Genomic DNA, 26,704 nt, shown 5'->3' with positions numbered 1-26,704 from the left:
TGAATTACACGTATATTCTTTAGGACCGTTACCGGACCCGCCCCGACGAGACAATCGTTTCTGCTCCAATCGCCGACATGGAGGCAAATATGCCGTTCGGTTTAAATCGCATAGGCCAGATCGCCTTGTCTGTTCAGGATGTCGACAAAGCGGAGACGTTTTATCGCGACGTACTTGGGTTGCGGCAGCTGTATCGATTTGGCGATCTCACCTTTTTCGACTGCAGCGGTGTTCGTCTGCTCATCGAGAAATCAGAGGGGCCTCAAAGTCGCACCCAGACGTCGGCAATCTATTTTAGCTGCACGGATATCGCGCTCGGAGTAGGTGAACTCGCACGGCGCGGGGTTACTTTCAGCAACCGACCGCACCTCGTCGCGCCCATGGAAGACCACGACCTCTGGATGGCGTTCTTCGAAGACCCGGATGGGCACACGCTGGCGTTAATGCACGAAGCGCCGAAAGGTTACATGCCGGCGGGCAGTGCGAGATAACGGGGCCAGCATCAGTGGGCGCATACGCGCCTTCCTTAGGTCAACATGTGAACGCTAATTTTCTCAACGATAGCCGCACAGATTGCCGCCTAAGGAAGCACGCGGTAGTTGTATGAACAACAACAATGGCCGCTTTTCGACTCCCACTTCGACCACCCGCTTTTGGTCAGGATCAGCGCGTTGCACGCATCACCGCCCTTCCACCACCGCCGAAGGCCGCACCGGCAGCGCCGTCGAATACTTGATCTGCTCCATCGCAAAACTCGAACTCACGTCATACAGCGGCACGGCAGCGATCAACAGCTTGTAGACGCGATCGTAGTCGTCGATATCGGACACCACGACTCGCAGCAGGTAATCCGTCTCGCCGCTCATCCGGTACACCTCCACCACCTCCGGAATCTCCTGCACCGCACGCGTAAAGGTCTGCGCCCATTCCTCGGTGTGCTGGTTGGTGCGCACCGCGACGAACACGGTCGTGCCCACGCCGAGCTTGCGCGCATCGCACAGCGCCACCTGAGCGCGAATCACGCCGGTCTCCTTCAGACGCTGCAGCCGCTTCCAGCAAGGCGTTTGCGACAGATTCACGCGTTGCGCCAGCTCGGCGATCGGCATGGTTGCGTCTTCCTGCAACAGTTCGAGCAGCTTCCGATCGATGATATCCATTCCCATCGCCACACCTTTATAGGAAATTATTCTACTTTTAAGACCCCAAGGGGAATTATATGGAAACTCTTTCTCCGGGCAAACGGGTATAAATATGTCTATCCAAAATAGCCAATAAGCAGCCAACCAGCCGCGCAGCGATCATGAGCCAAGACCTCCGTTCAACCCCCGTAGCCCGTTCCTCAGCCAACGCCGCGCAGTTTGCCGGGGCGAATGATACGCCCTTGCACGCGCACCGCAGCGCACCGCTCGCGCACCTGTGCGACGCGCTCGACGCGATGTTCGAAGCCTGTGAAAAATTCCCCGAACCGTCGGATTCGACCTTCTTCGCGCGCAGCATGCGCATCGCGCTGGCCGACGCCGCGGCGAACCCTGAGTTGCTCACATCGGCGCAGCGCGAAGGCTCCACGGAGAATTACCGGCGTCATCTGCTGGCCGCCGATCCGCACGGCCGCTATGCGATCGCCGCGCTGGTGTGGCAGCCGGGACAGGCAAGTCCGGTCCACGCGCACCACACGTGGTGCGGCTACGCGGTGATCGAAGGCACGCTCAGCGAAACAGTCTTCGAATGGAATGGCGCACAGCACTGCGCCAGCGCCACCCGTACGCAGGCGCGCAATACCGGGGCCGTGTCGTTTGTGCGCGGCGGCAGAGGCGGCATTCATCGGCTGGGCAATGGCAGTGACGCACCCGCCGTCTCGCTGCATATCTATGGTGTCGCGGGCGCGCAAATCGCCACGCACGTCAACGACATCGTGCGCGCGGCCGACGCCCCGGCGCTCGTCTAAAAACCGTACGTCGGGCGTGGGGCCGCTGCCCCCGCACCTGGCGTAGTCAGCTGTTCCCGTCGGCCTTTCCCGTCAGCTCTTTCCGCCCGCTTCGCCTGCCGTCGGAATCTGCGGTGGAATCGGCGCGGTCTGCCCGGTCGGCGGCGGCGCCGGACGCGGTTCGTGCGACACATCGCGCGCCACTGCCATGGCAGCGTGCCCGGCCCGCGTCGAGCCCCCCGTCTCAGCATGCGCGTGCCCATGCCCATGCGGACCGATCTCGGGCAGTTCATCGTCCGGCAAAGGCTGCCCTTCGCTATCCTTCGTCGACGTGTACACACGCATCTGCGGCACCGGAATCTCAATGCCGGCTTCGTCCATCTTGCGCTTAAGCCTCAAGTTGAAGGCGCGCGCCACGCTCCATTGCTGCAACGGCCGCGTCTTGATCTGCCCTTTCACGACCATCCAGTTCGGATCAAAACGGTCGAGCCCCCACACCTCGATCGGTCCGAGCATTTCGCGCCGGTAGCGGAAGTCGGCCATCAGATCGGCACCGACTTCCCGAATCAGATGCGTAATCTGATCGACATCGGTCGAGAACGACATCCGCACTTCGAACACCGCGTAGGCAAAGTCGCGCGACAGATTCTTGACGATCTTGATCTGTGAGAACGGAATCGCGTGAATCGCGCCTTGCCCATCGCGCAAGCGGACCGTGCGGATCGACAGATGCTCGACGGTGCCCGCGTGACCACCGTCCACGTCGATCCAGTCGCCAACCGAAATCGTATCTTCGATGATGATGAAGAGGCCCGTGATCAGGTCGGTCACGAGCGACTGCGCGCCGAACCCGATCGCGAGGCCGATCACCCCGGCGCCGGCCAGCAGCGGCGTCACGTTGATACCCAGGTTCGCCGCGGTGACGATGCCGGCAATCGTCATGATCGTTACCAGCAGCACGTTGCGCAGCAGCGGCAGCATCGTGCGCGCCCGCATGCTTGGATTGCGCGACTTGTTGCGCGGACCGCCTGGATTGAGGGCTTCGGTAATTGCCGTATCGACCAGAATCCACAGCAACCATGAAATGAACACCGTCGCGATGATCGCGGTCACCGCGTGCGCAATCCCGCGCGCCGCAACGTTTTTCTCCACAACTTCGGCGAGCGACACCCCCCACAGACGCGCCGCCAGTTCGAAGAAGAACAGCCAGATGAACAGCGTCAGCAGCGTGCCGCAAAAGCGCAGCAAGCGCGACAGATACGGCGAGCGGCGCCGCGTGCGCGGGCTGCGGTGGCGCGTCACGCGCAGGACGATGGCCGACAGGAAAAATGCGAGCACCAGGAACAGTGCGGTCACCACCGAAATCTGCAGCACGTTTTCGCTGGAACTCGAGCCGCCGAGCGTAGCGACCACTGACGCGGTGGCAAGCACCAGCACCGGCACGTGCCAGAGCGAGGCGAGCACGTCGAATGCGTCGGTCGCGGCCCTGTGATCGTGGCGCTGCTCGTAAGGCCGGTTGCGAATCAGGTGCGCGACGGGCCGGCGGAAAGCCAGCGCGAAATAGCCGGTGAGCACGGCGGCCGTCATGTTGGCAGCCGTCGAAATCAGCCCGGCGAGATTCGATCCGAGCTGATGCGCGACGTCGTAGTTAACCGCCGCATCGCCGAGCGCAGCGCAAATGCCAACCACGAACAGCACACGCCGCGCATGCTCGATCAGCAGGCGCACGGCAATCCGCCGATGCCCTGAGCCGAACAGCGAAAACATGATCAGACAGATCGCCGAAAACACCGCACCCGCGACGATCGCGTAGGCGACTACCAGGCCGAGCGTGCGGCCGAGCTCATCAGGCATTGCGCGTACGAACAGCAATGCAGCGAGAAAAGCGACGATCCACGGCCCGACGCGGCGCAGCGCGAAGATCAGCAACTCGCGTGTGGTGGGATTCGGGTTGAGCCCCATCAGGATGCCGAAGCGCCGGTATAGCCGGTGTTGCAGGTAGATCAACGCGCCGGCGCACGCGCCCCAGCCAGCCAGCATGGCAATCATCGCAAAGACGATGTGCCCGAAGCTCTCCTGCCCCTGACCCGAAATGATCGTGTAGAGCTCGTTGCCGGCCGCGTTGAAGCGCCCGGCCCAATAGCGCACCGGCGTGCGGCCCTGATGCACGCCGGATTCGAACGACGCGATGCCCGACGCGATGGCGCCGAGCAAGCCGGGACTCGGTTGCGCGGGCGCGGGCGGCGCGACGTTTTGCGAGACATCGCGCAGCTTCTTGAGCTGGGCGACGAGCGCGGTGCGTTGCCGGTCGTTGTCGAGCGTGGCGATCACGCTGTCGAGCGAGCGCGCCAGTTCCGCCTGGCTCGCAGGCGACGGCGCCGAGGCCGCTTCCGCCGCCGAGGCGCTCGAGGCGGCCGACGCAGGCGTTGCCGTCGCGCTATTGATCAGGCTCTGCAAGGCCGGGATCACCGGCGTGCTGGTGCCGGCGGCCTGCGCACTCGCGGGCATCCAGCCGATGCCGAGGATCAGCGCGAGGCAGACCGTGGCCGTCCACGCGCCGAGCCACGCCACGACGTGAGCGCGAACGCCCCGCCGGGCGCGGCATTTGACATGACCGGAAGGAAATTGAAAGGCGGCGTGAGTCGCCGGTTGCCCGCCGTTGGACGGCGCGGCCCCGGACTCACGCCGCAAAGGGCATGACTGCATGGCGATCCGTGAGAAAACGGGAGACGCCAGTGTAGCCGCAGTTGCACCGCCAGCGACCGAACATGCGTAACCGATTGTTAGGACGCTTGCGCAAATTCGAGGATTGGCGGGCCGCCCTCATCCGCCGCGCAGCCTCTCCGGCACAGGCAATGGGCCACGCAGGACACACGTGCTGCACGGCCCGTTAGGGCTCAATAAGCCACCGTCGCGATCTCACGGACGAAACGGCCCTGCTCCAATTCGTCGACGAAGGCGATCGCATAGTCTTCCGCGGAAATGCGGCTATTGCCCTCGGCGTCAGCCAGGAGGGTGTTCGCGCCCGTGCGGAACTTGCCGGTGCGCTCGCCCGGCGCAATCAGCGCGGCCGGCGCGAAGAAAGTCCAGTCGAGATCGGAGACGCCACGGTAGTAATCGAATGCATCGCGGTGAGCCAGTGCGATCGGCTTGTAGGCGTCCGGGAACCCATCCGTGTCGACCAGTTGCTTGCCCGGCGCCACGTCGAGCGAACCCGCGCCACCCACGACCACGAGGCGCTTGAGGCCCGCTGCGCGCACGCCGTCGACCAGCGCATGGGTCGCCGTGGTCAGTGCCGCGAGATCGTCTTGCGGCGGCGCGTACGCGCTCGCCACCACATCGTGACCGCGCACTGCGGCGCCGACGCTCGCGGCATCGAGCAGATCGGCCTGTGCGGCCTTGAGATTCGCCACGTCCACCGGCACGCGCGCCGGATTGCGCGCCAGCGCCGTCACCTGATGCCCGCGGCGAGCCGCTTCCGCGGCGATCCGCGAACCGATCGTGCCGGTGGCGCCAAACAATGCAATCTTCAACGGTTTGCTCATTTCGATGCTCCTGTCATTAACATATATGTAACCGCATTGATTACATATCATAGGGAAAAAAGAGGGGCTTGAGCCCCCGTCCGTTCTCAGGCGCGCGCGTCTGCACTACGCCACACGCCCCTGGATACTGCTTTTTTGCTACGTCACCCCTGCGGACGCCGCTTGCGTTCACGCGCCCGTTCGGCGCGCACCAGGTCGGAAGTCGCATCGGCCAGCGTGCGTGCGCCGAGCGATGCTTCCATGGCCTGCTGCGCTTCGTCAATGATGCCGCGCAGCACGACCTGGATATTCCGCCCCACCATGCACGCTGGATTCGGCTCCTCGCGATGCATGGCGAACAATTGCGCGTCGTCCACCGCACGATACACCTCAAGCAGGGTGATGTCGTCAGGCGCCCGGGCGAGCAGCGCACCGCCGCCGGCGCCAAGTTGCGAGGTCGTAAGACCCGCGTCGGCCAACATGGTCAACAGACGCCGGATCAACGCAGGATTTGTATTCACGCTGCCCGCGATCATCTCCGACGAGAGCGGCGCGCCCTCCTGCAACGACAGCAGCGCGAGCACATGCACCGCGAACGCAAAACGGCTACTCGTATTCACAGCAAACCTGCCCTGCGACGACAATGTGTAACCATAGTAATTACATTTAATCCGACTGTCAAATGGACGGACGCACGGGCCGCCACGTCACTTGTCCATCTGCTTTTGCGCATCGCTGGAGTCGCTCGACGCAGACGAAGAAGCCGGCACACTAGCCGACGACGCCGAACTTTGTGCCGACCATTCCTGCAACTTGCGCCCCGCCGTCTCAAGGCCCTGGCCGGTCAACGCCGCCGCCTTGCCGAGCTGCACATTCGTCGCGCTCGCCGCGCCTTGCAGGTTGGCTTGCGCGGTCGACGCCAGCGCGGCAGGATCGATCGTAACCGACGGCGCCGAGGCCGATTCGAGGTTCTGCTGCGCGGCGTCCTTGGTCGCATCGACCTGCTGGCCGACGTAGCTGGCCGCCTGATCGAGCTTCTGACCGGCGACTTGCGCCGCATCGTTGAGCTTGCCGGCGACCTGCGCTGACGCGTCATTCTTCTGACAAGCCGTCAGGCCGCCGAACACGAGGGCGACAACAGCGACGCGGCGCAACAACGGAGAATGAATAGATAAGGTCATATTGGGGTGTGAGCCGCATCGAGCGGCTTCCGCATGCGAAAACGCGCCCATGATACGCCGTTGCGCCGGACGCTCTCTTCATCGGTCCTCCGTCGCACTTGTGTCAAACGCATTGGGGTAGACTGACGTCCCGCTCGATGTGTTCCGTTGATCAAATTGGAGGCATGCGATGGCAGCAAAGAAGATTCTGTTCCTGACCGGCGACTTCGCCGAGGATTACGAAACGATGGTGCCGTTTCAGGCACTGCAGGCGGTCGGCCACGTCGTTGACGCGGTCTGCCCGAACAAGAAAGCGGGCGAGAAGATCAAGACAGCGATCCATGATTTCGAAGGCGACCAGACCTATACCGAAAAGCCTGGCCATCAATTCACGCTCAATGCCACGTTCGACGACGTTGATTCGCGTCAATACGACGCACTGGCGATCGCAGGCGGCCGCGCGCCGGAATACCTGCGGCTCAATCACAAAGTCATCGAACTCGTACGGCAGTTCGCCGAAGCGGGTAAGCCGATCGCCGCGATCTGCCACGCCGCGCAGCTGCTCGCCGCCGCCGACGTGATTCGCGGCAAGCGCATTTCCGCCTACCCGGCCTGCGCGCCCGAAGTGAAGCTGGCCGGTGGCGAGTACGCCGACATTCCGGTCGACGCCGCGATCACCGACGCCAATTTCGTGACCGCCCCCGCATGGCCGGCTCATCCTGAGTGGCTGCGCCAGTTCCTCGTGCTGCTCGGCACCCGCATCGAACTCTGATCCTGAGGCGAGCGCCTTGCCCCCCGCGGCAATGCGCGCTCGCCAAAAAACACCTGCATTTGAGACTAGTCCGATGGTTCTCAGCGGAAGGCTTTCCTATAGTCGCCGGTTGACTTTGGAGCCTTTTTCCATGGAACTGACTGATTGGATCGTCATTCTCGCTGTCACCTTGATGGCGATTGCTTTTTCTGCGCGCGCACACCGGCCAACTGGTCGCGAGAAAACCGCGCGCGGCATCTGGCCGGCACGCGCATGCTGGCGCAAGCCGCGTGCTCGCTGTGGGCCGCGCTGTTGATCGTCGCGCACGGCCTGTTCGCGCTGGACGGCATGCCCGGCCTGCATCCCGCGCCGCTCGAGGCGCTGACCGGCGTCGCGATCCTGATTGTTTGCGGCTGCTACTGGTCGATTCGCGGCGGCAAACTGCTCAAACCGCGCCGACTCTTTACCGCGTACTGATGCCGGGCACGGCATTGGCGGCATTGGCGGCATTGGCGGCTTTGCCCGCATTAGCGACACGCCCTGTCGCACCGCCGCTCAGACCCGAGCCCTCACGATCACCGGGGCTCGCGCGCACTTCGCGCACACCCCGAACCGTGTGAACGCCATTCACCACTGCAGCAGGCGTTTCGACAGCCCGTTGCACAGCCCGCACCTCGGCTTCGGGCAGCGACAGATAAAACGTCGTGCCCATGCCCTCCTTCGACTCCGCCCACACACGCCCGCCATGGCGCTCCACCACGCGTCGCACGAGCGCCAGGCCGATGCCTTCCCCCGCCGCCACATTGCCGTGCAGCCGCTGAAAGGCATTGAAGAGGCGCGGCAGCGCGACCGCAGGAATGCCCAGCCCGTTGTCCCGCACGTAGAAAATCCGAAGCGAATGCACGCCCGGCGGCGCCGGTGTCGTACCGATTTCGATCTGGCCTTCGCGCGCCGGGTCCAGATAATTGACCGCATTGCCGATCAGATTCGCGAACACCTGTTCGAGCGCGGTCGGGTCGCCCCACACCGCCGGCAACTCATCGACGATAACGTGCGCCCGCCGCGCCCGGATCGACGCTTGCATGGCATCGACTACGCGCGGCACGATATCGCGCACTTCGACCTTTTGCTGCCGGTACTCGACGCGGCCGACACGCGACAGCCGCAATAGCGCGTCAATGATATGGGATGCCCGCAGCACAGCCGTCTGCAGAAAGTGCAGCGCTTCGCCGATATCCTCGTCCACCACCCGTTCGATGCGCTGCCGCGGCTCTGCCGCGAGCGACGACTGACGCAGCGCCGCGCGCAGTTCGTCAGACGCGCGAATCAGTTCTTTCGAAAAGCCTTGCAGATTCACCAGCGGCGCACGCAGGTCGTGCGACACGCTGTAGATGAACATTTCGTTTTCCTCGGTCTGCTGCCGCAAGGTCTCGTTGATGCGCGCCAGTTCGCCGGTGCGGCGCGAGAGATCGGACTGGAACCGCGCCTGGATGCGCTCCGCTTCGAGCAGACGCCGGCTGGTTTCATGCAAGGTCAGATCGAGCCGCGCGATTTCGTCGCGGCCCGGGCTAATTGGAGCCAGCGGCTCGTTGCCCGCGAGGCGCCCGGCATTATCGGACAGCACCGCGAGCCGGCCGCGCACGCCGCGCGTGAACAGCCAGACGGCCAGCGCCACGAACAGTAACGAGCCGAGCACGGCCGCGACGACCAGCATCTGTTGCCGTTCGCGTGCAGCCTCGGCGGCGTTCGAGCGCAACGAGTCGAGACGCCGCTCTTCAGTCTGGAAGGCCACCACCTCCTGACGGAAGCGATCGAGCACGTCGGCCGAGGCCAGATCGCGGAAGCGATCAAGCACATCGCGCCGCCGCCCCGAATGCAGCAGATCCTGAATGCGGTCCGACCATTGGCGGTACCCCTGCACTGCCTGGCGCACCTGCACCACCCGCTCGACCTGCGCCGGATTATCGGCAACCAGCTCGGCCAGTTGGTCGATGCGACGGTCGACGTCCATCCACAAGGTGACCGGCGTCGTAAAGCGGGTGTCGTTGGCGAGCACTGCGCCACGGAGCGCCACGGACTCGCCCAGCACCGGATCGAGAATCGCGATGGTTTGACGCAGCACCTCCTCGCTATGGATCGCCCACTGCTCGGCTTGCGTCGCGTCGGACTGCGCCTTGACCAGACCAGACAGCAGCGCCAGTTCGAAGAGGGCCGGAATTGCGATCAGCAACAGGCCTTTAGTGGTCAGTCTCATGCGTACGCATTGGAGGTCGATGGCCGGCAGATCATGCGCGGGACGGCACATTATGTCGGCCTTTGCACAGGAAGACAAAGACGATGCGCCATCGACCGGGCTTCTGCCGCCCAATACGGCGCCGTGCGCATCGAATGCGCATAAAACGTCAGGCTTTTGAATTAAACGTAAATCAAATCGAATGTGATGCCCATATTTGGATCATGAGGACCGTTATGAAACAGTCATGCACTTGTGTTGTGCTTTTGTCGTTGTTCGAGGTGCAAAACATGATGCACCGCCTGATCGGCAATGAGTGACGCTGAACCCATTCCGGTGCGGTTTTGCACCTGATAGACGCTTAATGGCACAAGTTTGGCCCGCTTCTTGCATTCCATGCCCGCTTTTTTGGCATAAGCGGGACACATCGATGGAAAATCTGAAAACCGGCACGGATACCCTCTTCCTTTTGCTGGGTGCCGCGATGGTGCTGGCCATGCATGCGGGATTCGCGTTTCTCGAACTCGGCACGGTCCGCAAAAAGAATCAGGTCAATGCACTAGTCAAGATTCTGGTGGACTTCTCGGTCTCGACGATCGCGTATTTCTTCATCGGCTACACGATCGCGTATGGCGTGCAGTTCTTCGGCAGCGCCGAGTCGCTGGCCGCGCACAACGGCTTTGCGCTAGTGCGCTTCTTCTTCCTGCTAACCTTCGCCGCGGCCATTCCGGCGATCGTGTCAGGCGGCATCGCCGAGCGCTCGAAATTCAATCCGCAGTTGTTCGCCACCTTCGTGCTGGTCGGCTTCGTCTATCCGTTCTTCGAAGGGATCGCGTGGAACGGCAACTTCGGTATTCAAGGCTGGCTCACCCAGGTGTTCGGTGTGCCGTTTCACGACTTCGCCGGCTCCGTGGTAGTGCATGCGTTCGGCGGCTGGGTCGCGTTGCCGGCGGTGCTGCTGCTCGGCGCGCGCCACGGTCGCTATCACCGCGACGGCGGCATCGCCGCGCATCCGCCGTCGAATATTCCGTTCCTCGCGCTGGGGGCCTGGGTGCTGACGGTTGGCTGGTTCGGCTTTAACGTGATGAGCGCGCAAACCATCGACAAGATCAGCGGCCTCGTGGCGGTCAATTCGTTGATGGCAATGGTCGGCGGCACGCTGACCGCATGGCTCGCGGGCCGCAACGACCCCGGCTTCACCTACAACGGCCCGCTCGCCGGGCTGGTCGCCGTCTGCGCCGGCTCCGACGTGATGCATCCGCTCGGCGCGCTGGTGACGGGCGGCATCGCGGGCGTGCTGTTCGTCACTATGTTCACCTGCGTGCAGAACCGCTGGCGTATCGACGACGTGCTCGGCGTATGGCCGTTGCACGGCTTGTGCGGCGCGTGGGGTGGGCTCGCCGCCGGAATTTTCGGCTTGCATGCGCTGGGGGGCCTCGGGGGCGTGTCGTTCGGGGCGCAACTGATCGGTACGCTGGGCGGCATCGTGGTGGCGACGCTCGGCGGCACGCTCGTGTATGGGGCGATTCGCCTGACGGTGGGTCTGCGACTCGACCAGGAGGACGAATACAACGGCGCGGACCTGTCGATTCATAAGATTTCCGCAACGCCCGAGTGAAAATCGGCCGGCTGACGCGTTAGCTACCCAACACGGCGAGCGGCGCGCCCGAGGTGTCGCGTTCGCTTGCCCGCACGGCCGACGCCCCTGGCCGCCACGACGAGCGCGCCACGAATGCGCTCATCGGTCCCCAATGCCCCCGCCGATGCTAGACTTGCGCGCTGGAGATGGCATTCTCCTGGCATTCTCCAAACCGCCCTTGATGGCTGATGATGCCTGCTTCGCCCGGATCACCGCGGACGCGGCATCACGCCTCCCGATCAGTCCGGCTTGTCGACTATTTCGCTTCTCCAGAGTACTTGTGCATGTATCTGTCCATTCTCGCGGTCGGCATTGGCGGCGCGCTCGGCTCACTGTTCCGCTGGTTTCTCGGCATCCGTCTGAACGGCCTGTTCACGGGTTTGCCGCTCGGCACCTTCGCCGCTAACGTGATCGCCGGCTACGTCATCGGCGTCGCAGTCGCGGGCTTCGCGCGGGCGCCGCAGATCGCGCCCGAATGGCGGCTCTTCGTCATCACGGGCTTGATGGGCGGTCTGTCGACATTCTCGACGTTCTCGGCGGAAGTCGTGCAGCGCTTGCAGGACGGCCGGCTCGGCTGGGCGGCTGGCGAGATCGTCATTCACGTGGGGGCATCGCTCGTGATGACGATCCTCGGCATCGCTACCGTTTCGTTGCTGGCGCGCTGAAAACCGGCGCTGGATGCGTCCGGCGATTCCCATCGCTACGCGCTTTTCCTGCGGCTGCGCAAAGCGAACGCGGCTAGCGTGCATCCAAGCATCGCAATACCTGCCACGAAGAAGGTATCGCTGTACGCCATCAGAAGCGCCTCACGGCCGATCACCTTGTCGACGATCCCCAGCGCCACTTCACGTGTGCCGGCGAGTCCGGACGCTGCCATCGCATCGGTCCGTCCTACATGACTCTGCGTCAACATCCTGACCATGCCGATCATGCGTTCCTGAAACGCGCCGTTGAATGGCGTGATCGCTTCTCCGATACGCGCGGCGTGCAGCTTCTCGCGTTCGACCACGATCTGACTGGCGATCGCAATGCCGATCGCGCCGCCCAGATTACGCACCATGCTGAAAAGACCCGAGGCCGATCCAAGCTGGCTTTTCTCGATGCCGTCAACGGCCATCACACCGAGTGCGACCACCACCAGCGATTGTCCAATGCCACGCACGATCAGCGAGGGTACGACGACGTTCGCCGATGCGTTCACGTCGAGATGAATGTTCATCAGACAGCCGATGGCGACGAGCGTGAACCCGGCGATGATGGCCGTGCGTGCGCTGGTGCGGCGCATTAACGGCGGTGTCAGGAACGACATGACAAACTGAACCAGTCCGTACGGCACCATCATGACGCCGATATCCCGCGCGCTGTAACCCTGCAATTCGGCAAAGTAGTTCGGCACGAGAAACACGACCGCAAACACCACGCCACCGAACAGGAACTGCATCAGACTCGCTATGCCGAAGTTGTAGCGAGCCAGCAGCCTCAGATTGATGAACGGTTCCTCGCGACGAAGCTGCACGACCACGAAGATCGCCAGTCCAGCGACCGCAATCAGAAACATGTTCGCAATGAAACTCGAGCCGAACCAGTCCTTGCGTCCGCCCTCCTCCAGCACAATTTGCAGCGCGCTCAGTCCGATTGCCATCGTCGTGATGCCAAGCCAGTCTGCCTTGCGCAGACGGTCCAGATGCACCGGCTCAGGTTTGATCGCCCAGCCGATTGCGCCCAGCAGCACGAGCGCGGGCGGGATCTGCAGATAGAAGATCCAGCGCCACGAATACATGTCGGTCAGCCAGCCGCCAAGAGAAGGCCCAGCCGCCTGCGCCACGTTGTTGGCGACGGCGAACAAGGCCATACCGAGGGGATGCCGTGACGCGGGCAGCTCCGTCACGATCAATTGAAACAACAGCGGAATCAGCACGCCGCCGAACGCCCCCTGAAACGCGCGGGCGACGATCATCGCATCGATAGTCGGCGCCACCGAACACACCAGCGAGAAGACCAGGAAGCCGGTCGTCCCGACCAGCATCACACGGCGGATGGAAAACACCCGCACGAGCCAACCGGTCAACGGAATGATGATGATTTCCGCCACCAGATACGCCGTGGTGATCCACGAGCCTTCCTCGAAACTCGCGCCGAGCGAGCCGCGAATATCGGGCAACGACGCATTGGTGACGTGCACGTTCATACCGGCCATAAAGCAGCCGAACACGCCGCCGAGCACGGCCACCCACGCGCGCAGCGAACCTGGATCGTAAGTAGGAGAAGCAGCGGTTGTCGTGCTCATGAGCGGCTCGCGGCGGGCTGCGTAACCGCGTTGCCCGAGGTGCCCGTGTGAACGCGAGCGACCACCGACATGCCCGGCCGCAGGCTGATGGCCTCGCGCTGACCGGCGTCCACCTGGATCTTCACGGGAATGCGCTGTACGACCTTGGTGAAGTTGCCGGTCGCGTTGTCGGGCGGCAGCAACGCGAACTGCGCGCCCGAGCCTGGTGCAATGCTCTGCACGTGCCCATGCAAGGGATGCCCCGCATAGGTGTCGACATCGATCTCGACCGGCTGGCCGGCGCTCATTGCGGCGACCTCCGTTTCCTTGAAGTTGGCGATCACGTAGACATCCTGAAGCGGCACTACGGCGAGCAGCGGTTGCCCGGTCTCGACGTATTGACCCGCTCGCACGCCGCGCTGGCCGACCGTGCCGTTGCTCGCCGCGCGAATCGTCGTGTGGTCGAGATCGATCTGCGCGAGCGACAGCGCCGCGCGCGCCACACCGAGCTGCGCTTGCGCCTGCTCGATGGCCGCCATGCCTTGAGTCCGGCGCTTCTCCAGCACGGTTTGCTGGCCGCGCTGGATCTGTACGGTCGCGTCGGCCTTGGCAAGCGCGGCGTCGGCCGTGAGTGCGTCGGCATGCGCCTGTTCCCAGCGCTGCGCGCTCGACGCCTGTTCCGCCGCTAACTGCCGGTAGCGTTCGGCGTCCGACTTGCGGCGGTTCGCGCCTGCCCGCGCCGCGGCAACATCCGCCTGCGCGGCGTCCATCACGCTGCGTTGCTGGGCGATCTGCGCGTCGAGCGTGGCAATGTTCGCCTGCTCCGCGTGCAGGGTCGCGAGCGCCGTATCAACGGTCGCCTGAGCCCTTGCGACTTTAGCCGCGTAGTCCGCGCTGTCGATGTGCGCGAGTACATCCCCTTGGTGCACCGGCTGATTGTCTTCAACGTCGACGGTCATCACATAGCCGGGCACGCGCGAACTGACCGTTACCACATCCGCGCGGACATAGGCGTCGTCGGTGCTTTCGATAAAACGGCCGACGGTCCACCAGCGAACGCCCAGCACGGCAAGCGCGATGACGGCGATCGCCGTGCCCGCCAGCGCAAGGGTTTTTCTGCTAAACGGCGAAGTCTTTCCTGGAACGACAGTGGTACTCATATCAAGACCTTGATGAGAAATTAACGGACACGCGGCGCGGCAGCGCGATGGGCGAATGGGCTAGTGCTGCCAGCCGCCACCGAGTGCCTTGAACACGGCGATCTGATCCGACGCGAGTGCTTCAGTCGACACAGCGAGCGCCGCATCGCCCGCAACGAGACTCCGCTCCGCATCGAGCACATCGAGGAAGTCCAGCGCCCCCGCCTGGTAATTCAGTTCGGCAAGATGGAAAGCGCGGGCGTCGTTCGCGCGGGCAGCCTGCAACGCGCGTTGGCGTTCCCACTGCGCGCCGTAGAAGGTCAATGCCTGTTCGGTTTCCTTCAACGCCGTGAGCACGTTGCGCTCGAACTGGGCGAGCGCTTCCGTGTTGCCGGCCTTGGCCTGCGCCAGCCGCGCGCGGCTCACCGCCATGTTGGGAAAGCGCCAGCTGATCAACGGCCCCACGCCCCAGGCCACCGCGTACTGATCGCCGAGCGATGCGAGGCTGCCGGTCGTCGACAGGAAGTTCACCGAGCCGCCCAGCACGATCGACGGATACAGATCGGCACGCGCGACGCCGACCCGGGCGTCGGCGGCTGCCAGCCTGCGTTCCGCCTCGCGCAGGTCGGGACGACGGCGCAGCAAGGCGGCGCCGTCGCCAACCGGGAACGGCGCGTTAAGCACCGGCGCGACACGGCACTGCTCGGCGGCATGGGGAAACTCGCCAGGCGGGCGGCCCAGCAACACGGCCAGTTCGAACAGCGCCGCGCGACGCTTGCCCTCGAGCGTCGGCAGTGTCGCCCGCGTTTCGTCGAGAAACCCGCTCGCGCGCGTGACCTCGAGATCGGACACCAGCCCGCGATTGCGTTGCCGGGTGGTCAGGTCCACCACGCGTTGGCCGATCCCGAGCGAACGGTTAGCCACGTCGATCTGTTCGCCGTAGGCGCACACGTGCATATACGCGTCGGTTGTCGATGCGACGACGGCGACGCGGACCGCGTCCGATGCCGCCTGCATCGCGTCAGCATCGGCTTGCGACGCTTCGACGAGATGGCGCACGCGCCCCCACAGATCGACTTCGTACGAGACCGCCAGCGAAGGCGCGTAAGCCCAACGCGTATCAGCCGACTCGCGCCGCGCGGCGGCGACGATCTGATCGGCGTTCTGCTTACCGTAGTTGCCGCCGAGTGCAAGCTGCGTATCGGGCAGCCTCGCGGCGCCGGTTTCATTGAGCACCGCTTGCGACTGCGCGAGACGCGCGGCCGCGACCGCCAGATCGCGGTTCTGCTCGAGTGCCTGCTGAATCAGACCGTCAAGCACGGGGTCCTGATAAAGACGCCACCAATCGTCAGGCAAAGGCTGTTGTGCGACAGGCGCATGTTCCGCGGAGATGAACGGCGCGGACGCTGCAGCCGACACCTGTGGCGCACGGTACGGCGCCTCAAGCGAACACGCTGAGCCAAGCAGCGCCAATGCTGCAACGCAGGCCATGCGCAGCGGCACGTGGGTGAAGCGACGTGGCACGCGCACGCGCGGTCGACGCCTCGTGGCGGGACGAAAGAGAGACTTAGCGGTGAGAGAGGCGATGCAGAAAGAGCCCGAAGGAACCATGACAAATGCCCGGCTGTGGAATCAGAGGACAGATGGTAGAGTCCTGCGATCCGGTCATCGCTCGAAGAATTGCCATGCATCATCGCGAAATGGACAGCTTCGGTTTTTTCGAAAGCCAGAAGGCACTTGAAGTCGCGCCCGTCACCGTGCTCGCCACGGATCAACCCGCCGGCACCACGTTTCCGCCACACGCGCACAGCAGCGCTCAATTGATCTACGCCATCTCGGGTGTGATGATTGTGCGTTCGGCCGCCGGTAGCTGCATCGTGCCGACGGGCCGCGCAGTGTGGGTGCCTGGCGACGTACTCCATGAAATCGAAATCGCCAACGATGTACAGATACGCACGGTCTACGTGGCAGCCAACGCGCGCGACACCTTGCCGGACAGCTGCAGGGTGATCCTGGTGAGCGCGCTGCTGCGTGAGTTGATCGTGACCGCGGTCGGCATCCGGCCGGCCGCCGGATACGGTGGACGGGAACGGCGCGTGCTGGAGTTGATCCTCGATGAGATCTGCGCTGCCGAACCTCTGCTATTGCATGTGCCGATGCCACGTCATCCTGCGCTCGTCGAACTGTGCGCTGAACTGATTGCGCAGCCGTCGCTCGATGCGACCTTGCAGGGTTGGGCGCAACGGGCCAACATGAATGCACGCACGTTCGCCCGGGCATTCCAGCGCGAGACGGGCATGACGCATGGTTCGTGGTGCCGTCACACACGGGTCCTGCTGAGCCTTCCGCAACTGGCAACCGGCGCATCGGTGCTCGATGTCGCCCTTGAACACGGCTACGACAGCCCTAGTGCATTCACGGCGATGTTTCGCAAGGTGCTGGGGGTCGCGCCCAGCGAGTACTTCAAATGAGACGTCTTCAAGGCACCGGAACGCTACGGTGTGTCCAAACAGTATTGCTATTCAAGCCCGTCGCAGACTGAATTCCGTAAGTGCATTCGCCAGAATATCCACGGCCTGTTCGGTCACGGCGTTGTATAGCGACGCACGCAATCCACCAATCGAACGGTGCCCCTCCAGCCCAACCATGCCCTGTTCACGCGCCATGGCCACAAACGCATCGTCGAGCCGCGCATCGCCGAAGGTGAACGACACGTTCATCTGCGAGCGCCAGCGACGGTCTGCGTGAACACTCACTGCGCCCTCCAAAGCGTCGAGCGTGTCATACAGCCGCCCCGCCTTCCTTTCGTTGATGTCTTGCATCGCCTGCAGACCGCCGATATCGAAGCGTAGCCAGCGCGTAATCAACGTCAGCACATAGATCGCGAACACGGGCGGCGTGTTGTAGTTCGAACCGTGCGATACGTGGGTGCGAAAATCGAGGATCGCGGGCAGACCATCAGGTATGCGCTCAAGCAGCGAACGCTTGACGATCGCAACCGTCACCCCCGCTGGCCCCAGGTTCTTCTGGGCGTGGGCATAGATCATCGAGTAATCGTCAGGCCGGAAAACCTTCGACAGAAAATCGGACGACATGTCCGCAATCAGCGGGACTTGCGTGGCGCCTTCCCACACAGGGAATTGCAAGCCTTCCACGGTCTCGTTCGACACGTAGTGCAAATAGGCGGCAGAGCGGGAGATGTCCAGCTTATCGAGGGCGGGCAATTCCCGGAAGCCGGTCGTGTGGCCGTCCCACGCAACCTTGCGCTCCGTCATTTTAGCCGCCTCCGCGGTCGCCCGGCCGCTCCAGTAGCCGGACGTCACGTATTCGGGCGGGGCGAATCCCTTCCCGGCGAAATTCATCGGAATCGTCGCGAACTGCAAACTACTGCCACCCTGCTGGAATGTCACGGCGTAGTCGTCGGAGAGTCCGAGCAACGCGCGCACGTTCTGTTCGGCTTCGTTCAGTATCGAGCGGAACCAGTCCGAGCGATGACTCATGCCGAGCACGGAGATGCCCGTTTCCGGCACGGCGGTAATCGCCTCGCGCGTCTGCTCCAGCACCGTCTCGGGAAGCGCGCCGGGACCGCCGGAAAAATTCAATGCATTGGACTTCACTTTGCCTCCAGGGCGCGTCTTTCGAGCAAGGCGTGAAACGCCTGCCTGATGCGCTCCACCGCTTCCTTCTTGTAGGGGAACTGACTGTTGTTACCATGAACCAGCATGCTCGCATTGGCTTCGAACACGACAACCGCGCCATCACAGTCAAGCGCACAATCGATGCCGAAATACGCCAATCCCATCGCGTCACGAATCGACTGCAGCGCCGCGCGCTGCGCTACGCCGAAGACGCGCCACGGATCATCGAGGAACGCCTGCTCTTCAGCCTGCATCCACGTATGGTTCGCCATACTGGTCGTGACATGGTGGACCTTCCATTTGTCGTCAATGGCGAGGTGGTACGGCAGGATCTCGTCGCCGACACAGACGAAGCGGTACTTGCGGAAATAGCCGTCGGTGGACCGGTAGTCGACAAACGGCGTGAGGTAGTAGCTGCCTGCGTCGTGCCGGTTCAGGAAGACCAGCAATTGCGCGCGATCCTCCACCCTCTCGAAGTCGTCCCCGCCGTGTGTGCCTGCCGGCCTCACCAGCAGCGGAAACGGCAACGTAGGCGGCGAGGCGCACGACAGCAATTCGCGCAACCCGGCTGCTGGATAGCGACGCGTTTGCGGAACGCTGCAGCCCGGTACTTCCGCGAGACGCCGCGCAACCGACTCGCGATTCGTCTCTGCAATGGCTTGCGGGGGATTGATGACGGGACGACCAACACTGTCTACAAATGCTTGCGCGGGTCCGAGGAAAGCCTGCCCCCGATCCACGTCGGAAATCAGATTGACGACCACGTCCGCATAGATGCGCAGCCGATCGACGTCGTAGTCCATATCCAGCAGCAGCGTGATGACATTGCTTTCGAAGCGCGCCTGCTCGATCAGATACTCAATGGGCGTATTGCCTGCGTTGGGTCCGAACACAAACAGCACACGGAAATGCGGTGATGCGACGACGGCTGGGACCGTGATGAGCGGCTTCAATTTCAGCGCACGGCGATAGCTTGCGTCCGCCTCGGCATCGCGGCCTAACGCCTGCTGGAAATTTGCCACGATATGCAGGATCGCGGGATCGTTGGGATCGTGTTCAAGGACACGCTCGAAATAATCGAGCGCGCGTTGCCGTCGGCCCGCACACGCCTCGGCGAGGCCAAGCTGTCGATACACCGCAACCTGGTCGCCGGCGCTGTTCAGCAACTGCGTGAGCCAGCCGATGGCTTCGTCGAACCGATCCAGCCGGATCAATACCTGTGCGAGGCCAAAGCGAGCGTCCCAGTGGTCCGGATCCATACCGATCGCATCACGGTAATGGCTTTCGGCGAGGTCAAGCTGTCCCGCTTGATGGTGCGAGGACGCCAGGGGAAAAAGACGATCGATGGACATGATTGATGACCGCCGCATGCGGAAACCTGACGCAATGCTTGCAGCCAGATGAAGCGAAGATTAAGACGGTCCGCTTGCCTGCTTGCACAGGTAAAAACTGACCAGACGGGACGAAGGAAGGCAGCATAGCAGCGCATTCCCGCCGTGCTGATAGGGACCTGAATTCAAAGATTTACCGGCCGTTACGAAGACCACGTAACGTAACTTCTCGTAATACGAAATCGGGTGATGATTACGTTTGTGCATTGAACCAGGGGGTCAACCGACGCATGCTTGCACCGTTCGCGACAATCGATCGCGAACCGCTGGACGGCGCGGCCACCCGTCGATTCATCCCCGAGGAGCAACATGTCTATTTCCGGCATTACATCCGTTGGAAACATCTACCCGACAGTTCAGGGTAATTCCGCTCAAAGCGCTGCCAGTAACCTGCCCGGTCAGACGCCGCCGACCGAAAAGCGCGTGCATGGCGGCCACCACGGCCATCACGCAAGTGCTGCATCGTCCTTGAGCTCGACGGCAAGCACGTCATCGTCGACCGACACCGACAGTCTCCTGTCGCAAACGGATTCCACCACAACCACCACGCCTAACGGATCGACGCCGACCTACACCCTCAACGGTGTAGCACTGGGCAGCAACATCAACACCACCGCGTAACGGTTCGCTCACGGCCAGGTCACCGGCGCACGCGTGCGGGCTAGCGCCCCTCGCTCGGCCACCGGCCGGGTTATTTCCCTGGAGGTAACCCGGTTGGCGTCGACTGCCGGACGACGAGGACCGGAATGCGAGTGTGCGTCAGGACCTTCTGGGTCTCGCTGCCAAGCAAAAGCGCCCGCATGCCGCTTCGACCGTGGGACGCCATAACAATGAGATCGCAGTTCTGTTCTGCCGCAACGCTGATAATCGCCTCATACGGATGGGCGCGACTCGTGGAAACTGTATTGCACTCGACACCCGCTTGCGCAGCCGCTTTTTTGACAATCCCCAGGTAGTCGTCCGCACGCTGCCGGGCGGTCTGAATGATGCGATCCTCGTTGTCCGCGATCATCTCGGTGCCATAGGCGAGGACATGAAACTCCGGGATGACATGCAGTCCTGTGATTCTGGCGCCGCTTTCCACCGCGAGCTTTATCGTCATCTGAATGGCGGCCTCAGAAAGCGCCGAACCGTCGGTCGGCACCAGTAGATGCTTGAACATACATCTCTCCCCCGCGACCTGGCCGATTCGCGTTGAAATCCTGCCCGGCGCCTCTCCCACCTGAACCCGGTGAACCTGAATCAGAGGCGGCCTCTTTGAGTATAGTCACCCTGGCGCAGTGCCGCGAATAGCCAGTTCCCATACTACTTTTAAGTATCGAAATACAGATAGAACTCCCAGGGATGGGGGCGCAGTTTGATCGGGTCGATCTCGCGTTCGCGCTTGTATTCGATCCAGGTCTGAATCACGTCTTCGGTGAAAACATCGCCTTTGCGCAGAAACGCGTTATCCGCCTCCAGCGCCGCGAGCGCCGCGTCGAGTGAGCCCGGAACCTGCCGGATGTTGAGAGCCTCTTCGGGCGGCAGGTCGTAGATGTTCCGGTCGAGCGGATCGCCCGGATCGGTCCGGTTCTCAATCCCATCGAGCCCGGCCATCAGCATCGCCGCGAAAGCCAGGTACGCATTGGCCGACGGGTCCGGGCAGCGGAACTCCACGCGCCGCGCGTTGGGCGAATCCGAATACATCGGGATGCGCGCCGCGGCCGAACGGTTGCGCTGCGACATCGCCAGATTGACGGGCGCCTCGTACCCCGGGACCAGCCGCTTGTATGAATTGGTGGTCGGAGCGCAAAAGGCCATCAGCGCGGGGGCGTGTTGCAGCAAGCCGCCGATGTACCAGCGGCACAGGTCGGAAGTCAGCGCCCAACCGTTCACGTCGTAGAAGAGATTCTTGTCGTCCTGCCACAGGCTCTGGTGACAATGCATGCCGCTCGCGTTGTCGGCAAACAGCGGCTTGGGCATGAACGTGGCCACTTTTCCGTGCCGGCGTGCCACGTTCTTGCAAACGTACTTGTAGATCATCACGTTGTCGGCCATGCGCGTGAGCGTGGCAAACCGCATGTCGATTTCATTCTGGCCGGCTGTCGCAACCTCATGGTGATGCACTTCAATCTGCACGCCGGCCTGCTCCAGCGTCAACGCGATCTCCGAGCGGATTTCCTGCAGCGTGTCGTGAGGCGGCACCGGGAAATAACCTTCCTTGTAGCGCTGCTTGTAGCCGAGATTGCCGCCGCCGTAAGCGCCCTCATCACGGCCTGTGTTCCAGTCGCCCTCGGACGACTCGACATAGTAGAAACCGCAGTGCTGGTCCTGACCAAAGCGGATGGAGTCGAAAACGAAGAACTCGAGTTCGGGCCCGACATAGCAGGTGGTCGCAATACCGGTCTGGCGTAGATAGTTCTCCGCCTTTTTCGCCACGTAGCGTGGGTCGCGTGAATACGGCTGTTGCAAAACCGGGTCGACCACGTCGCAGATCATCGACAGAGTCGGTGTGCTGCAAACCGGATCGATGAAAGCGGTCGCCGGATCGGGTCTGAGCAGCATGTCCGATTCGTGGATCTCCTGAAAGCCGCGGATCGACGAACCGTCGAAGCCGATTCCAGCGCTGAACAGGTCCGGGTGAACTTCAGGAAGCGTGATCGAGAAGTGCTGCCAGAGTCCAGGTAAGTCCGTGAACTTCAGATCGACGATCTGGATATTATTTCTTCGCACGAGGTCGATCACATCGTTCCCGCTTGCTGGTCGAGTGACATGGAATCGGCCTGCTTCGACGGACACCGCGAGAGGCGATGCCGAAGCTTGTGGCGTAGTGGACATGAGCTTCCTCCTCTCGCGGCACACTGCCTTTGGTCCAACTTTAGTCGGTCCGCAAGCGAAAACAAGGCGCCTGCCGCCTCGCTAGCGGTCTTGCGCCAGCGCCTTCAGATGGGCTTCGCCAGCGTCCTGAGCCGCCGCGCGCATGGCGAATGTGTCGTCCGAAACCATTGCCCGCTTGACCTTTCGTGCCCCGAAATCGACCAGCGTAATGACCCAGACATACTCGCCAGCCTGCTCGGCTGTTTGAACGAATGCACGTACGTCTTCGCTGTCGTTTGCCTGTGTGTTCATCGTGACCTCCTGAGAAAGCGTCGCGGAAAGAAAACGGCTTGCGTACCGGATGACTGACAGTTTTATGGAAGTTTGCCGATAATCGCACTGCATTCGTCCTTCGTGAATGCACGAAGCGTTTGCGTGCGGACATTGCCTGCGGACCCCAGCGCGTAGCCAAAAGCTGCGAAGCTTTGCTCATCCGGCGCGTCGATGACCGTGACAATGTCGTACTTGCCCACTGTCCAGTAGATCTGTTTCATCTCACAGCCAAAGGTTTTGGCCAGTTCCGCCGCTTGACCGGCCCGCTGCGGGCTGTTTTTGATGGTGCGTATACCTTGATCGGTGAATTGTGCAAGAACCACATAAGTCGCCATGACGATTCCCCTTACGATTAATACGAGTCGGGATTCACACGCGCAAGCTCGACCGCGAACGCTACTGCGATCGGATTGCCTGAAAGCGTTCTGCGCGTAACCTGAGTGTAGGCAATGGAAGCGCGCGCTACCGGGCGTTTGGCTTCATGGGTTGTGGCAAATCGCCTTGTATTCGTGATGATCAAATGACCTTGCGTGCCGACCCTCCTCGCGCTACGTTGGCAACTATCGGGCCAACTGTCAGGAGATGGTGCGATGCAAAACCTCGTCCAGATCGCGTGCGCAACCTGCCTCGTCGTGGCGACCGCTGCAACGGCGCAAACCCCGGCCTCACATCCGTCCGCGGGCGGAACGCCCGACAAGATGCCATTCGATATTCCCTACGGCACGCCGATTGGTCTGGACATCGCGAAGAGGCTGCTCGCGATTGCGGAAGCCGAAGCGAAGAAACACGACTGGAAAATGAACATTGCGGTCGTCGACACGCACGGCGAACTCCTCGCGTTCGAACGAATGGACGGTGCGCAGTATGCGTCGATCGCGATATCGCAGAACAAAGCGCGCACGTCAGCACGATTTCGTCGCGAAACCCGGGCCTTCTACAACCAGTTTGAGGCCGGACATGCCTATGTGACCACGCTAGATCCGGGGCTGGTGGCATCGCCGGGAGGATTTCCTCTCGTAGAAGCAGGCAAGCTTGTCGGCGCGATCGGTTGTAGCGGCGGCACAGGCGATCAGGACGCTGCTGTGTGCAAGGTGGCCGCTGATACGATCAAATAGTGCGACGCCGCTGTCGGCGGCGCCGTGAAGGGCCAGGGGTCATCAAGGCAACGCCTCGAGTTCAGGGCTGCTAATGGATGGCCCCTAGAATCGGTGCTTTATTCCCACGCCGAGCAATGCCTGCGAGTCGCCTGAGGCTGGGGAAAGACTATTGATCTGGGCATACGAAAACTGCGAACCGTCCCCATGAACCCGCTGATAGACACCATCCGCATACAGACTTGTTCGTTTAGACAGGGCATATTCAGCCAGCAGGCCAAGCTGGTTCCAGTGCGGCGATCTCCCGCTAACGCTCGCAGTGGTATAGGTATACGCACCCTTCAGATCCAGCGAAGCCGTCGCATGGTAGACAGCATTGATTTCGTAGTTGTTGAAGCTCATTGAATCTGCCCCTGTGAACTGGGTGTTCTGCCACTCACCGGTGGGTGAGGAAAGAACGGTTCGCGTGACGTTGGCGCTCAGATCAATGTGATCAAGCGCATAGCTAGCACCTACCCCAAAGATCCGTTGCCTTGCGGCCGTGAAGTTTGCATCAGCGACATCCACCGCGCCATACGAGCCAGGCACGTCGTCGCCTGAATTATCGAGCTGCTCGTACACCGCCGCGAGCCTCACCGGCCCCGCCGAATACGCCACACCGGCTGCCCACAATCGGTTGTCCGCAAAGCCAGATCCCGAGCCTGAAGTTGCAGCCGACTTATTGCTAAACGCGTACATGCCGCCGAACTCCAGACCCGCCAGACTGGTACTCTGATACTTGATGGCGTTGTTCACCATATAAGTCCCCCAGAGGTTATCGTTATCGAGCGGATGTGCGTAAAGGACGCCGCCCCAATTCCCTCCCGCTGCGAAATCCCCCAGGTAGTCTCCAACGGAGTCCAGCATGCGCCCCATCTTCAACGTGCCGGTCGTGCTGTTGCTGAGGCCCACCCACGCGTAGTCCCCAAATAGACGGCCACTCGGCCATGTTGTCCCGTTGGCAGTGGAGAAGGCAGATCCCAGTTTGAAAATGACCTTATTTCCGCCACCGAGGTCCTCCGCGCCGCGTAAGCCCCATACGCTCGTTTCGGTAGGTGAGGCAACAAATTGAAGCGCATGATTGCCGCCCTGATTCGTTGAATAGAAAATGCCGTTGTCGATCAGACCATAAAGCGCGATGCTCGATTGCGCATGCCCCGTGAGCGCAAATACACCCATAAAGCCACCTAGCAGTACATGGCGTTTCATTTCTTATTCCGGTTCAAAAAAAGGAACTTCAGGGAAGACGATGGACGTGCCGACGCCCTCGGCGTGCCTCATTGCGTCAATGCGCAAGAGGCAGCTTCCGACAGCGACGCACCTATCAGGGAGACTTCGGCTTAGAGGCTATCTACTCGTATGGTTCGCTCGGCGTGACCGACACGGTGCGTTCGCGTGACCCAGTAGTAGATTGCTCCGGGTATCACGATGCCGACAATCCACGAGATGTCGACGCCACCGAGCAGATTGAATAGCGGCCCGGTGTAAAACTCGCTTGAAAGGAAAGGAATCTGCACCACCACACCGATTACGTAGACCGCAATGCCAGGAATGTTCCACTTCCCGTAGCGACCATTCACATCGGACAGTGCCGGAATGTCAACGTACTCTCTCGAAACACAGTAGTAGTCGACCAGATTGATAGCGCTCCACGGTGTGAAAAACGCTAAAAGGAACAAAATGAATTCGGTAAATGTTCTAAGGAAACTGTGATTGGCCGCAAGCGCGAGGCCTGTATATGTCACGACGACCGCAAGTATCATCACGAGGCGCGCCCCTCTTCCAATGACCTGCTTGCCGTTTAGTGCGGTTGTAATTGTGGCGACTGACATGACGCTTCCATACACGCAAAGCGTTGACGCAATGAGCTTCCCAAGCGTGATCGCGAGGTAAAGCACCGCCGCAATAGCACCAGCCGAGCCAAGCCCCACCATGAAGGTCACTTCGTGACCCGCGAATTGAGCCCCTGCAATGGCTGCGGCAAACACGCCAAAAGTCATAGCGAACTGGGATCCCAGCACTGAGCCAATGCCAACGGCAAGGAAGGTGACCAACGGGGAAGTTGATTTCGGCAGGTAACGGGAATAATCCGCCACGTACGGACCGTACGAGATTTGCCAGGAGGCCGATAGCGACACGGCAAAGAGAAACGTTGGCCATGTGAAGTGCCGGGTGCCCAACAATGTCGATACCTCGTGTCCGTGCAGGAGGCTAACGAACAGATAAACGAAGGTTAGGCCGCCCACCACACTGTAGACGCGCCCCATTGCGTGAATGGTCTTATAGCCAAACAACGCCAGCATCGTTACAAGCGCGCCGAGAATCAAAATGGCGTTCGTGGTGCTCACATGTAGCAGTTGACCAACGGCCTGCCCCGTCAGAACCGTCCCGCCCGTCAGAAAGCCGATGTACATGATGCAGACAAGCACCAGCGGAATGATCGCGCCGTACACGCCGAACTGGACACGGCTCAAGATCATCTGCGGCAAACCAATCTGCGGTCCCTGAGCGCCGTGAAGCGCCATCACCACGCCGCCTATCAACTGGCCAATGAACAGGCCGACCAGCGACCAGAACACATCGCCGCCCAGTACGACGGTAAGTGCGCCCGTGACCGCACAGGTAACGGTGAGGTTGGCGCTGATCCAAAGGGTAAATTGGCTCAGAGGGCTGCCGTGCCGTTCATTGTCCGGGATATAGTCAATTGAGCGCCGCTCTATCAACACCCCTTTCCTGGAAGGGGAATCTGAAGTCGCCATGCTTGTCTCCATGTAATG

The 26,704-nt window shown here is 61.9% G+C and carries 25 protein-coding genes, 1 pseudogene and 1 riboswitch; of the genes and pseudogenes, 9 read left to right on the top strand and 17 right to left on the bottom strand.

Going from position 1 to position 26,704, the window contains the following annotated elements; all coding sequences use genetic code 11:
• The first annotated feature begins 89 nt into the window (after window positions 1–89).
• A complete protein-coding gene (locus PQQ96_RS23315) occupies window positions 90–491 on the top strand; it encodes a VOC family protein (protein WP_408297066.1) in 402 nt (133 codons plus the stop codon).
• 189 nt (window positions 492–680) lie between these two features.
• Here the strand turns inward: PQQ96_RS23315 and PQQ96_RS23310 are convergent, their stop codons facing one another.
• Window positions 681–1,163, bottom strand: coding sequence for an Lrp/AsnC family transcriptional regulator (locus PQQ96_RS23310; protein WP_408297064.1), 483 nt, complete (start codon window positions 1,161–1,163; stop codon window positions 681–683).
• 272 nt (window positions 1,164–1,435) lie between these two features.
• Between PQQ96_RS23310 and PQQ96_RS23305 the strand changes: the two genes are divergently transcribed.
• On the top strand, window positions 1,436–1,945 hold the full coding sequence (locus PQQ96_RS23305) for a cysteine dioxygenase family protein (protein ID WP_408297071.1): 510 nt from the start codon (window positions 1,436–1,438) through the stop codon (window positions 1,943–1,945).
• A gap of 72 nt (window positions 1,946–2,017) precedes the next feature.
• Here PQQ96_RS23305 and PQQ96_RS23300 read toward each other — a convergent pair whose 3' ends face one another.
• The 4 genes from PQQ96_RS23300 to PQQ96_RS23285 all read right to left on the bottom strand — a co-directional run bounded on the left by PQQ96_RS23300 (window position 2,018) and on the right by PQQ96_RS23285 (window position 6,629).
• Entirely contained in the window at window positions 2,018–4,630 is a 2,613-nt protein-coding gene (locus tag PQQ96_RS23300) for a mechanosensitive ion channel family protein (protein ID WP_408297062.1), read from the bottom strand.
• Between the two features lie 191 nt (window positions 4,631–4,821).
• Window positions 4,822–5,469: an NAD(P)-dependent oxidoreductase gene (locus PQQ96_RS23295; protein WP_408297060.1), complete on the bottom strand. Its 648-nt coding sequence runs from the start codon at window positions 5,467–5,469 to the stop codon at window positions 4,822–4,824.
• A 143-nt stretch (window positions 5,470–5,612) separates the two neighbouring features.
• Complete coding sequence (locus tag PQQ96_RS23290) at window positions 5,613–6,068, bottom strand: Rrf2 family transcriptional regulator (protein WP_408297058.1); 456 nt, start codon at window positions 6,066–6,068, stop codon at window positions 5,613–5,615.
• Window positions 6,069–6,155: 87 nt separating this feature from the next.
• Complete coding sequence (locus tag PQQ96_RS23285) at window positions 6,156–6,629, bottom strand: BCAL1086 family glycoprotein (protein ID WP_408297057.1); 474 nt, start codon at window positions 6,627–6,629, stop codon at window positions 6,156–6,158.
• A gap of 169 nt (window positions 6,630–6,798) precedes the next feature.
• Here PQQ96_RS23285 and PQQ96_RS23280 point away from each other — a divergent pair, with 169 nt between their 5' ends.
• The gene (locus PQQ96_RS23280) at window positions 6,799–7,380 is read left to right on the top strand and encodes a DJ-1/PfpI family protein (RefSeq protein WP_074284543.1); all 582 of its coding nucleotides are present in this window, start codon (window positions 6,799–6,801) and stop codon (window positions 7,378–7,380) included.
• A gap of 130 nt (window positions 7,381–7,510) precedes the next feature.
• A pseudogene (locus tag PQQ96_RS23275) lies at window positions 7,511–7,836 on the top strand (hypothetical protein).
• Here the strand turns inward: PQQ96_RS23275 and PQQ96_RS23270 are convergent.
• A complete protein-coding gene (locus tag PQQ96_RS23270) occupies window positions 7,823–9,613 on the bottom strand; it encodes a sensor histidine kinase (RefSeq protein WP_408297056.1) in 1,791 nt (596 codons plus the stop codon). The pseudogene PQQ96_RS23275 and the gene PQQ96_RS23270 sit on opposite strands and share 14 nt — an antisense overlap.
• 409 nt (window positions 9,614–10,022) lie before the next feature.
• Between PQQ96_RS23270 and PQQ96_RS23265 the strand changes: the two genes are divergently transcribed.
• Together PQQ96_RS23265 and crcB are read left to right on the top strand one after the other, a co-directional pair.
• Window positions 10,023–11,210, top strand: coding sequence for an ammonium transporter (locus tag PQQ96_RS23265; protein WP_408297054.1), 1,188 nt, complete (start codon window positions 10,023–10,025; stop codon window positions 11,208–11,210).
• A 154-nt stretch (window positions 11,211–11,364) separates the two neighbouring features.
• Window positions 11,365–11,436, top strand: a riboswitch (Fluoride riboswitch).
• Window positions 11,437–11,515: 79 nt separating this feature from the next.
• Window positions 11,516–11,896 (top strand): fluoride efflux transporter CrcB, encoded by a 381-nt coding sequence (crcB, locus tag PQQ96_RS23260; protein ID WP_046565693.1) that lies wholly within the window; start codon window positions 11,516–11,518, stop codon window positions 11,894–11,896.
• 35 nt (window positions 11,897–11,931) lie between these two features.
• Here crcB and PQQ96_RS23255 read toward each other — a convergent pair whose 3' ends face one another.
• Genes PQQ96_RS23255 through PQQ96_RS23245 form a run of 3 tightly spaced genes read right to left on the bottom strand, consistent with a single transcriptional unit; the run spans window position 11,932 to window position 16,160 of the window.
• The gene (locus PQQ96_RS23255; RefSeq protein WP_408297053.1) at window positions 11,932–13,518 is read right to left on the bottom strand and encodes a DHA2 family efflux MFS transporter permease subunit; all 1,587 of its coding nucleotides are present in this window, start codon (window positions 13,516–13,518) and stop codon (window positions 11,932–11,934) included.
• Complete coding sequence (locus PQQ96_RS23250; RefSeq protein WP_408297051.1) at window positions 13,515–14,657, bottom strand: HlyD family secretion protein; 1,143 nt, start codon at window positions 14,655–14,657, stop codon at window positions 13,515–13,517. The genes PQQ96_RS23255 and PQQ96_RS23250 overlap by 4 nt, the downstream gene beginning before the upstream one ends.
• Before the next feature lie 60 nt (window positions 14,658–14,717).
• Window positions 14,718–16,160 (bottom strand): efflux transporter outer membrane subunit, encoded by a 1,443-nt coding sequence (locus tag PQQ96_RS23245; RefSeq protein WP_408297050.1) that lies wholly within the window; start codon window positions 16,158–16,160, stop codon window positions 14,718–14,720.
• A 176-nt stretch (window positions 16,161–16,336) separates the two neighbouring features.
• Here PQQ96_RS23245 and PQQ96_RS23240 point away from each other — a divergent pair, with 176 nt between their 5' ends.
• Window positions 16,337–17,107 carry an AraC family transcriptional regulator gene (locus PQQ96_RS23240; protein ID WP_408297069.1) on the top strand — a complete coding sequence of 257 codons (771 nt, stop codon included), beginning with the start codon at window positions 16,337–16,339 and terminating at the stop codon, window positions 17,105–17,107.
• A gap of 51 nt (window positions 17,108–17,158) precedes the next feature.
• Here PQQ96_RS23240 and serC read toward each other — a convergent pair whose 3' ends face one another.
• Both serC and PQQ96_RS23230 read right to left on the bottom strand, forming a co-directional pair.
• Window positions 17,159–18,253 (bottom strand): 3-phosphoserine/phosphohydroxythreonine transaminase, encoded by a 1,095-nt coding sequence (gene serC, locus PQQ96_RS23235; protein ID WP_408297048.1) that lies wholly within the window; start codon window positions 18,251–18,253, stop codon window positions 17,159–17,161.
• Window positions 18,250–19,626 carry a tetratricopeptide repeat protein gene (locus PQQ96_RS23230; RefSeq protein WP_408297046.1) on the bottom strand — a complete coding sequence of 459 codons (1,377 nt, stop codon included), beginning with the start codon at window positions 19,624–19,626 and terminating at the stop codon, window positions 18,250–18,252. Before PQQ96_RS23230 ends, serC begins: the two co-directional genes overlap by 4 nt.
• A 348-nt stretch (window positions 19,627–19,974) precedes the next feature.
• Here PQQ96_RS23230 and PQQ96_RS23225 point away from each other — a divergent pair, with 348 nt between their 5' ends.
• Window positions 19,975–20,286 carry a hypothetical protein gene (locus tag PQQ96_RS23225; RefSeq protein WP_408297044.1) on the top strand — a complete coding sequence of 104 codons (312 nt, stop codon included), beginning with the start codon at window positions 19,975–19,977 and terminating at the stop codon, window positions 20,284–20,286.
• Window positions 20,287–20,356: 70 nt separating this feature from the next.
• Here PQQ96_RS23225 and PQQ96_RS23220 read toward each other — a convergent pair whose 3' ends face one another.
• The 4 genes from PQQ96_RS23220 to PQQ96_RS23205 form a co-directional block, all read right to left on the bottom strand.
• A complete protein-coding gene (locus PQQ96_RS23220) occupies window positions 20,357–20,827 on the bottom strand; it encodes a universal stress protein (RefSeq protein ID WP_408297042.1) in 471 nt (156 codons plus the stop codon).
• A 149-nt stretch (window positions 20,828–20,976) separates the two neighbouring features.
• Window positions 20,977–22,482, bottom strand: a complete 1,506-nt coding sequence (glnA, locus tag PQQ96_RS23215; RefSeq protein ID WP_408297041.1) for a type I glutamate--ammonia ligase — start codon at window positions 22,480–22,482, stop codon at window positions 20,977–20,979.
• Window positions 22,483–22,563: 81 nt separating this feature from the next.
• A complete protein-coding gene (locus PQQ96_RS23210; protein WP_408297039.1) occupies window positions 22,564–22,773 on the bottom strand; it encodes a hypothetical protein in 210 nt (69 codons plus the stop codon).
• 62 nt (window positions 22,774–22,835) lie between these two features.
• Window positions 22,836–23,129 (bottom strand): GYD domain-containing protein, encoded by a 294-nt coding sequence (locus PQQ96_RS23205; protein ID WP_408297038.1) that lies wholly within the window; start codon window positions 23,127–23,129, stop codon window positions 22,836–22,838.
• Between the two features lie 255 nt (window positions 23,130–23,384).
• On the opposite strand from PQQ96_RS23205, the gene PQQ96_RS23200 reads away from it, so the two are divergent.
• On the top strand, window positions 23,385–23,909 hold the full coding sequence (locus tag PQQ96_RS23200; RefSeq protein WP_408297036.1) for a GlcG/HbpS family heme-binding protein: 525 nt from the start codon (window positions 23,385–23,387) through the stop codon (window positions 23,907–23,909).
• Window positions 23,910–23,993: 84 nt separating this feature from the next.
• Here PQQ96_RS23200 and PQQ96_RS23195 read toward each other — a convergent pair whose 3' ends face one another.
• Both PQQ96_RS23195 and PQQ96_RS23190 read right to left on the bottom strand, forming a co-directional pair.
• Entirely contained in the window at window positions 23,994–25,136 is a 1,143-nt protein-coding gene (locus PQQ96_RS23195; RefSeq protein WP_408297034.1) for a porin, read from the bottom strand.
• Between the two features lie 131 nt (window positions 25,137–25,267).
• The gene (locus PQQ96_RS23190; RefSeq protein ID WP_408297032.1) at window positions 25,268–26,686 is read right to left on the bottom strand and encodes a purine-cytosine permease family protein; all 1,419 of its coding nucleotides are present in this window, start codon (window positions 26,684–26,686) and stop codon (window positions 25,268–25,270) included.
• Between the last annotated feature and the right edge of the window lie 18 nt (window positions 26,687–26,704).

This window comes from Paraburkholderia sediminicola, assembly GCF_046027825.1.
Taxonomy (GTDB): Bacteria; Pseudomonadota; Gammaproteobacteria; order Burkholderiales; family Burkholderiaceae; genus Paraburkholderia; species Paraburkholderia sediminicola_D.
The sequence above is the reverse complement of the archived record's forward strand: the minus strand, read 5'-3'. Positions and strand labels throughout refer to the sequence as shown.

What these genes read in the sequence shown, in the direction of transcription:
- PQQ96_RS23225 (WP_408297044.1), top strand. Translation starts at nt 19,975, where the DNA reads ATGTCTATTTCCGGCATTACATCCGTTGGAAACATCTACCCGACAGTT.
- PQQ96_RS23310 (WP_408297064.1), bottom strand. Translation starts at nt 1,163, where the DNA reads ATGGGAATGGATATCATCGATCGGAAGCTGCTCGAACTGTTGCAGGAA.
- PQQ96_RS23250 (WP_408297051.1), bottom strand. Translation starts at nt 14,657, where the DNA reads ATGAGTACCACTGTCGTTCCAGGAAAGACTTCGCCGTTTAGCAGAAAA.
- PQQ96_RS23295 (WP_408297060.1), bottom strand. Translation starts at nt 5,469, where the DNA reads ATGAGCAAACCGTTGAAGATTGCATTGTTTGGCGCCACCGGCACGATC.
- crcB (WP_046565693.1), top strand. Translation starts at nt 11,516, where the DNA reads ATGTATCTGTCCATTCTCGCGGTCGGCATTGGCGGCGCGCTCGGCTCA.
- PQQ96_RS23305 (WP_408297071.1), top strand. Translation starts at nt 1,436, where the DNA reads ATGTTCGAAGCCTGTGAAAAATTCCCCGAACCGTCGGATTCGACCTTC.
- PQQ96_RS23315 (WP_408297066.1), top strand. Translation starts at nt 90, where the DNA reads ATGCCGTTCGGTTTAAATCGCATAGGCCAGATCGCCTTGTCTGTTCAG.
- PQQ96_RS23285 (WP_408297057.1), bottom strand. Translation starts at nt 6,629, where the DNA reads ATGACCTTATCTATTCATTCTCCGTTGTTGCGCCGCGTCGCTGTTGTC.
- PQQ96_RS23190 (WP_408297032.1), bottom strand. Translation starts at nt 26,686, where the DNA reads ATGGCGACTTCAGATTCCCCTTCCAGGAAAGGGGTGTTGATAGAGCGG.
- PQQ96_RS23210 (WP_408297039.1), bottom strand. Translation starts at nt 22,773, where the DNA reads ATGAACACACAGGCAAACGACAGCGAAGACGTACGTGCATTCGTTCAA.
- PQQ96_RS23205 (WP_408297038.1), bottom strand. Translation starts at nt 23,129, where the DNA reads ATGGCGACTTATGTGGTTCTTGCACAATTCACCGATCAAGGTATACGC.
- PQQ96_RS23240 (WP_408297069.1), top strand. Translation starts at nt 16,337, where the DNA reads ATGGACAGCTTCGGTTTTTTCGAAAGCCAGAAGGCACTTGAAGTCGCG.
- PQQ96_RS23270 (WP_408297056.1), bottom strand. Translation starts at nt 9,613, where the DNA reads ATGAGACTGACCACTAAAGGCCTGTTGCTGATCGCAATTCCGGCCCTC.
- PQQ96_RS23220 (WP_408297042.1), bottom strand. Translation starts at nt 20,827, where the DNA reads ATGTTCAAGCATCTACTGGTGCCGACCGACGGTTCGGCGCTTTCTGAG.
- PQQ96_RS23200 (WP_408297036.1), top strand. Translation starts at nt 23,385, where the DNA reads ATGCAAAACCTCGTCCAGATCGCGTGCGCAACCTGCCTCGTCGTGGCG.
- PQQ96_RS23195 (WP_408297034.1), bottom strand. Translation starts at nt 25,136, where the DNA reads ATGAAACGCCATGTACTGCTAGGTGGCTTTATGGGTGTATTTGCGCTC.
- PQQ96_RS23255 (WP_408297053.1), bottom strand. Translation starts at nt 13,518, where the DNA reads ATGAGCACGACAACCGCTGCTTCTCCTACTTACGATCCAGGTTCGCTG.
- PQQ96_RS23265 (WP_408297054.1), top strand. Translation starts at nt 10,023, where the DNA reads ATGGAAAATCTGAAAACCGGCACGGATACCCTCTTCCTTTTGCTGGGT.
- PQQ96_RS23300 (WP_408297062.1), bottom strand. Translation starts at nt 4,630, where the DNA reads ATGCAGTCATGCCCTTTGCGGCGTGAGTCCGGGGCCGCGCCGTCCAAC.
- glnA (WP_408297041.1), bottom strand. Translation starts at nt 22,482, where the DNA reads ATGTCCACTACGCCACAAGCTTCGGCATCGCCTCTCGCGGTGTCCGTC.
- PQQ96_RS23230 (WP_408297046.1), bottom strand. Translation starts at nt 19,626, where the DNA reads ATGTCCATCGATCGTCTTTTTCCCCTGGCGTCCTCGCACCATCAAGCG.
- PQQ96_RS23280 (WP_074284543.1), top strand. Translation starts at nt 6,799, where the DNA reads ATGGCAGCAAAGAAGATTCTGTTCCTGACCGGCGACTTCGCCGAGGAT.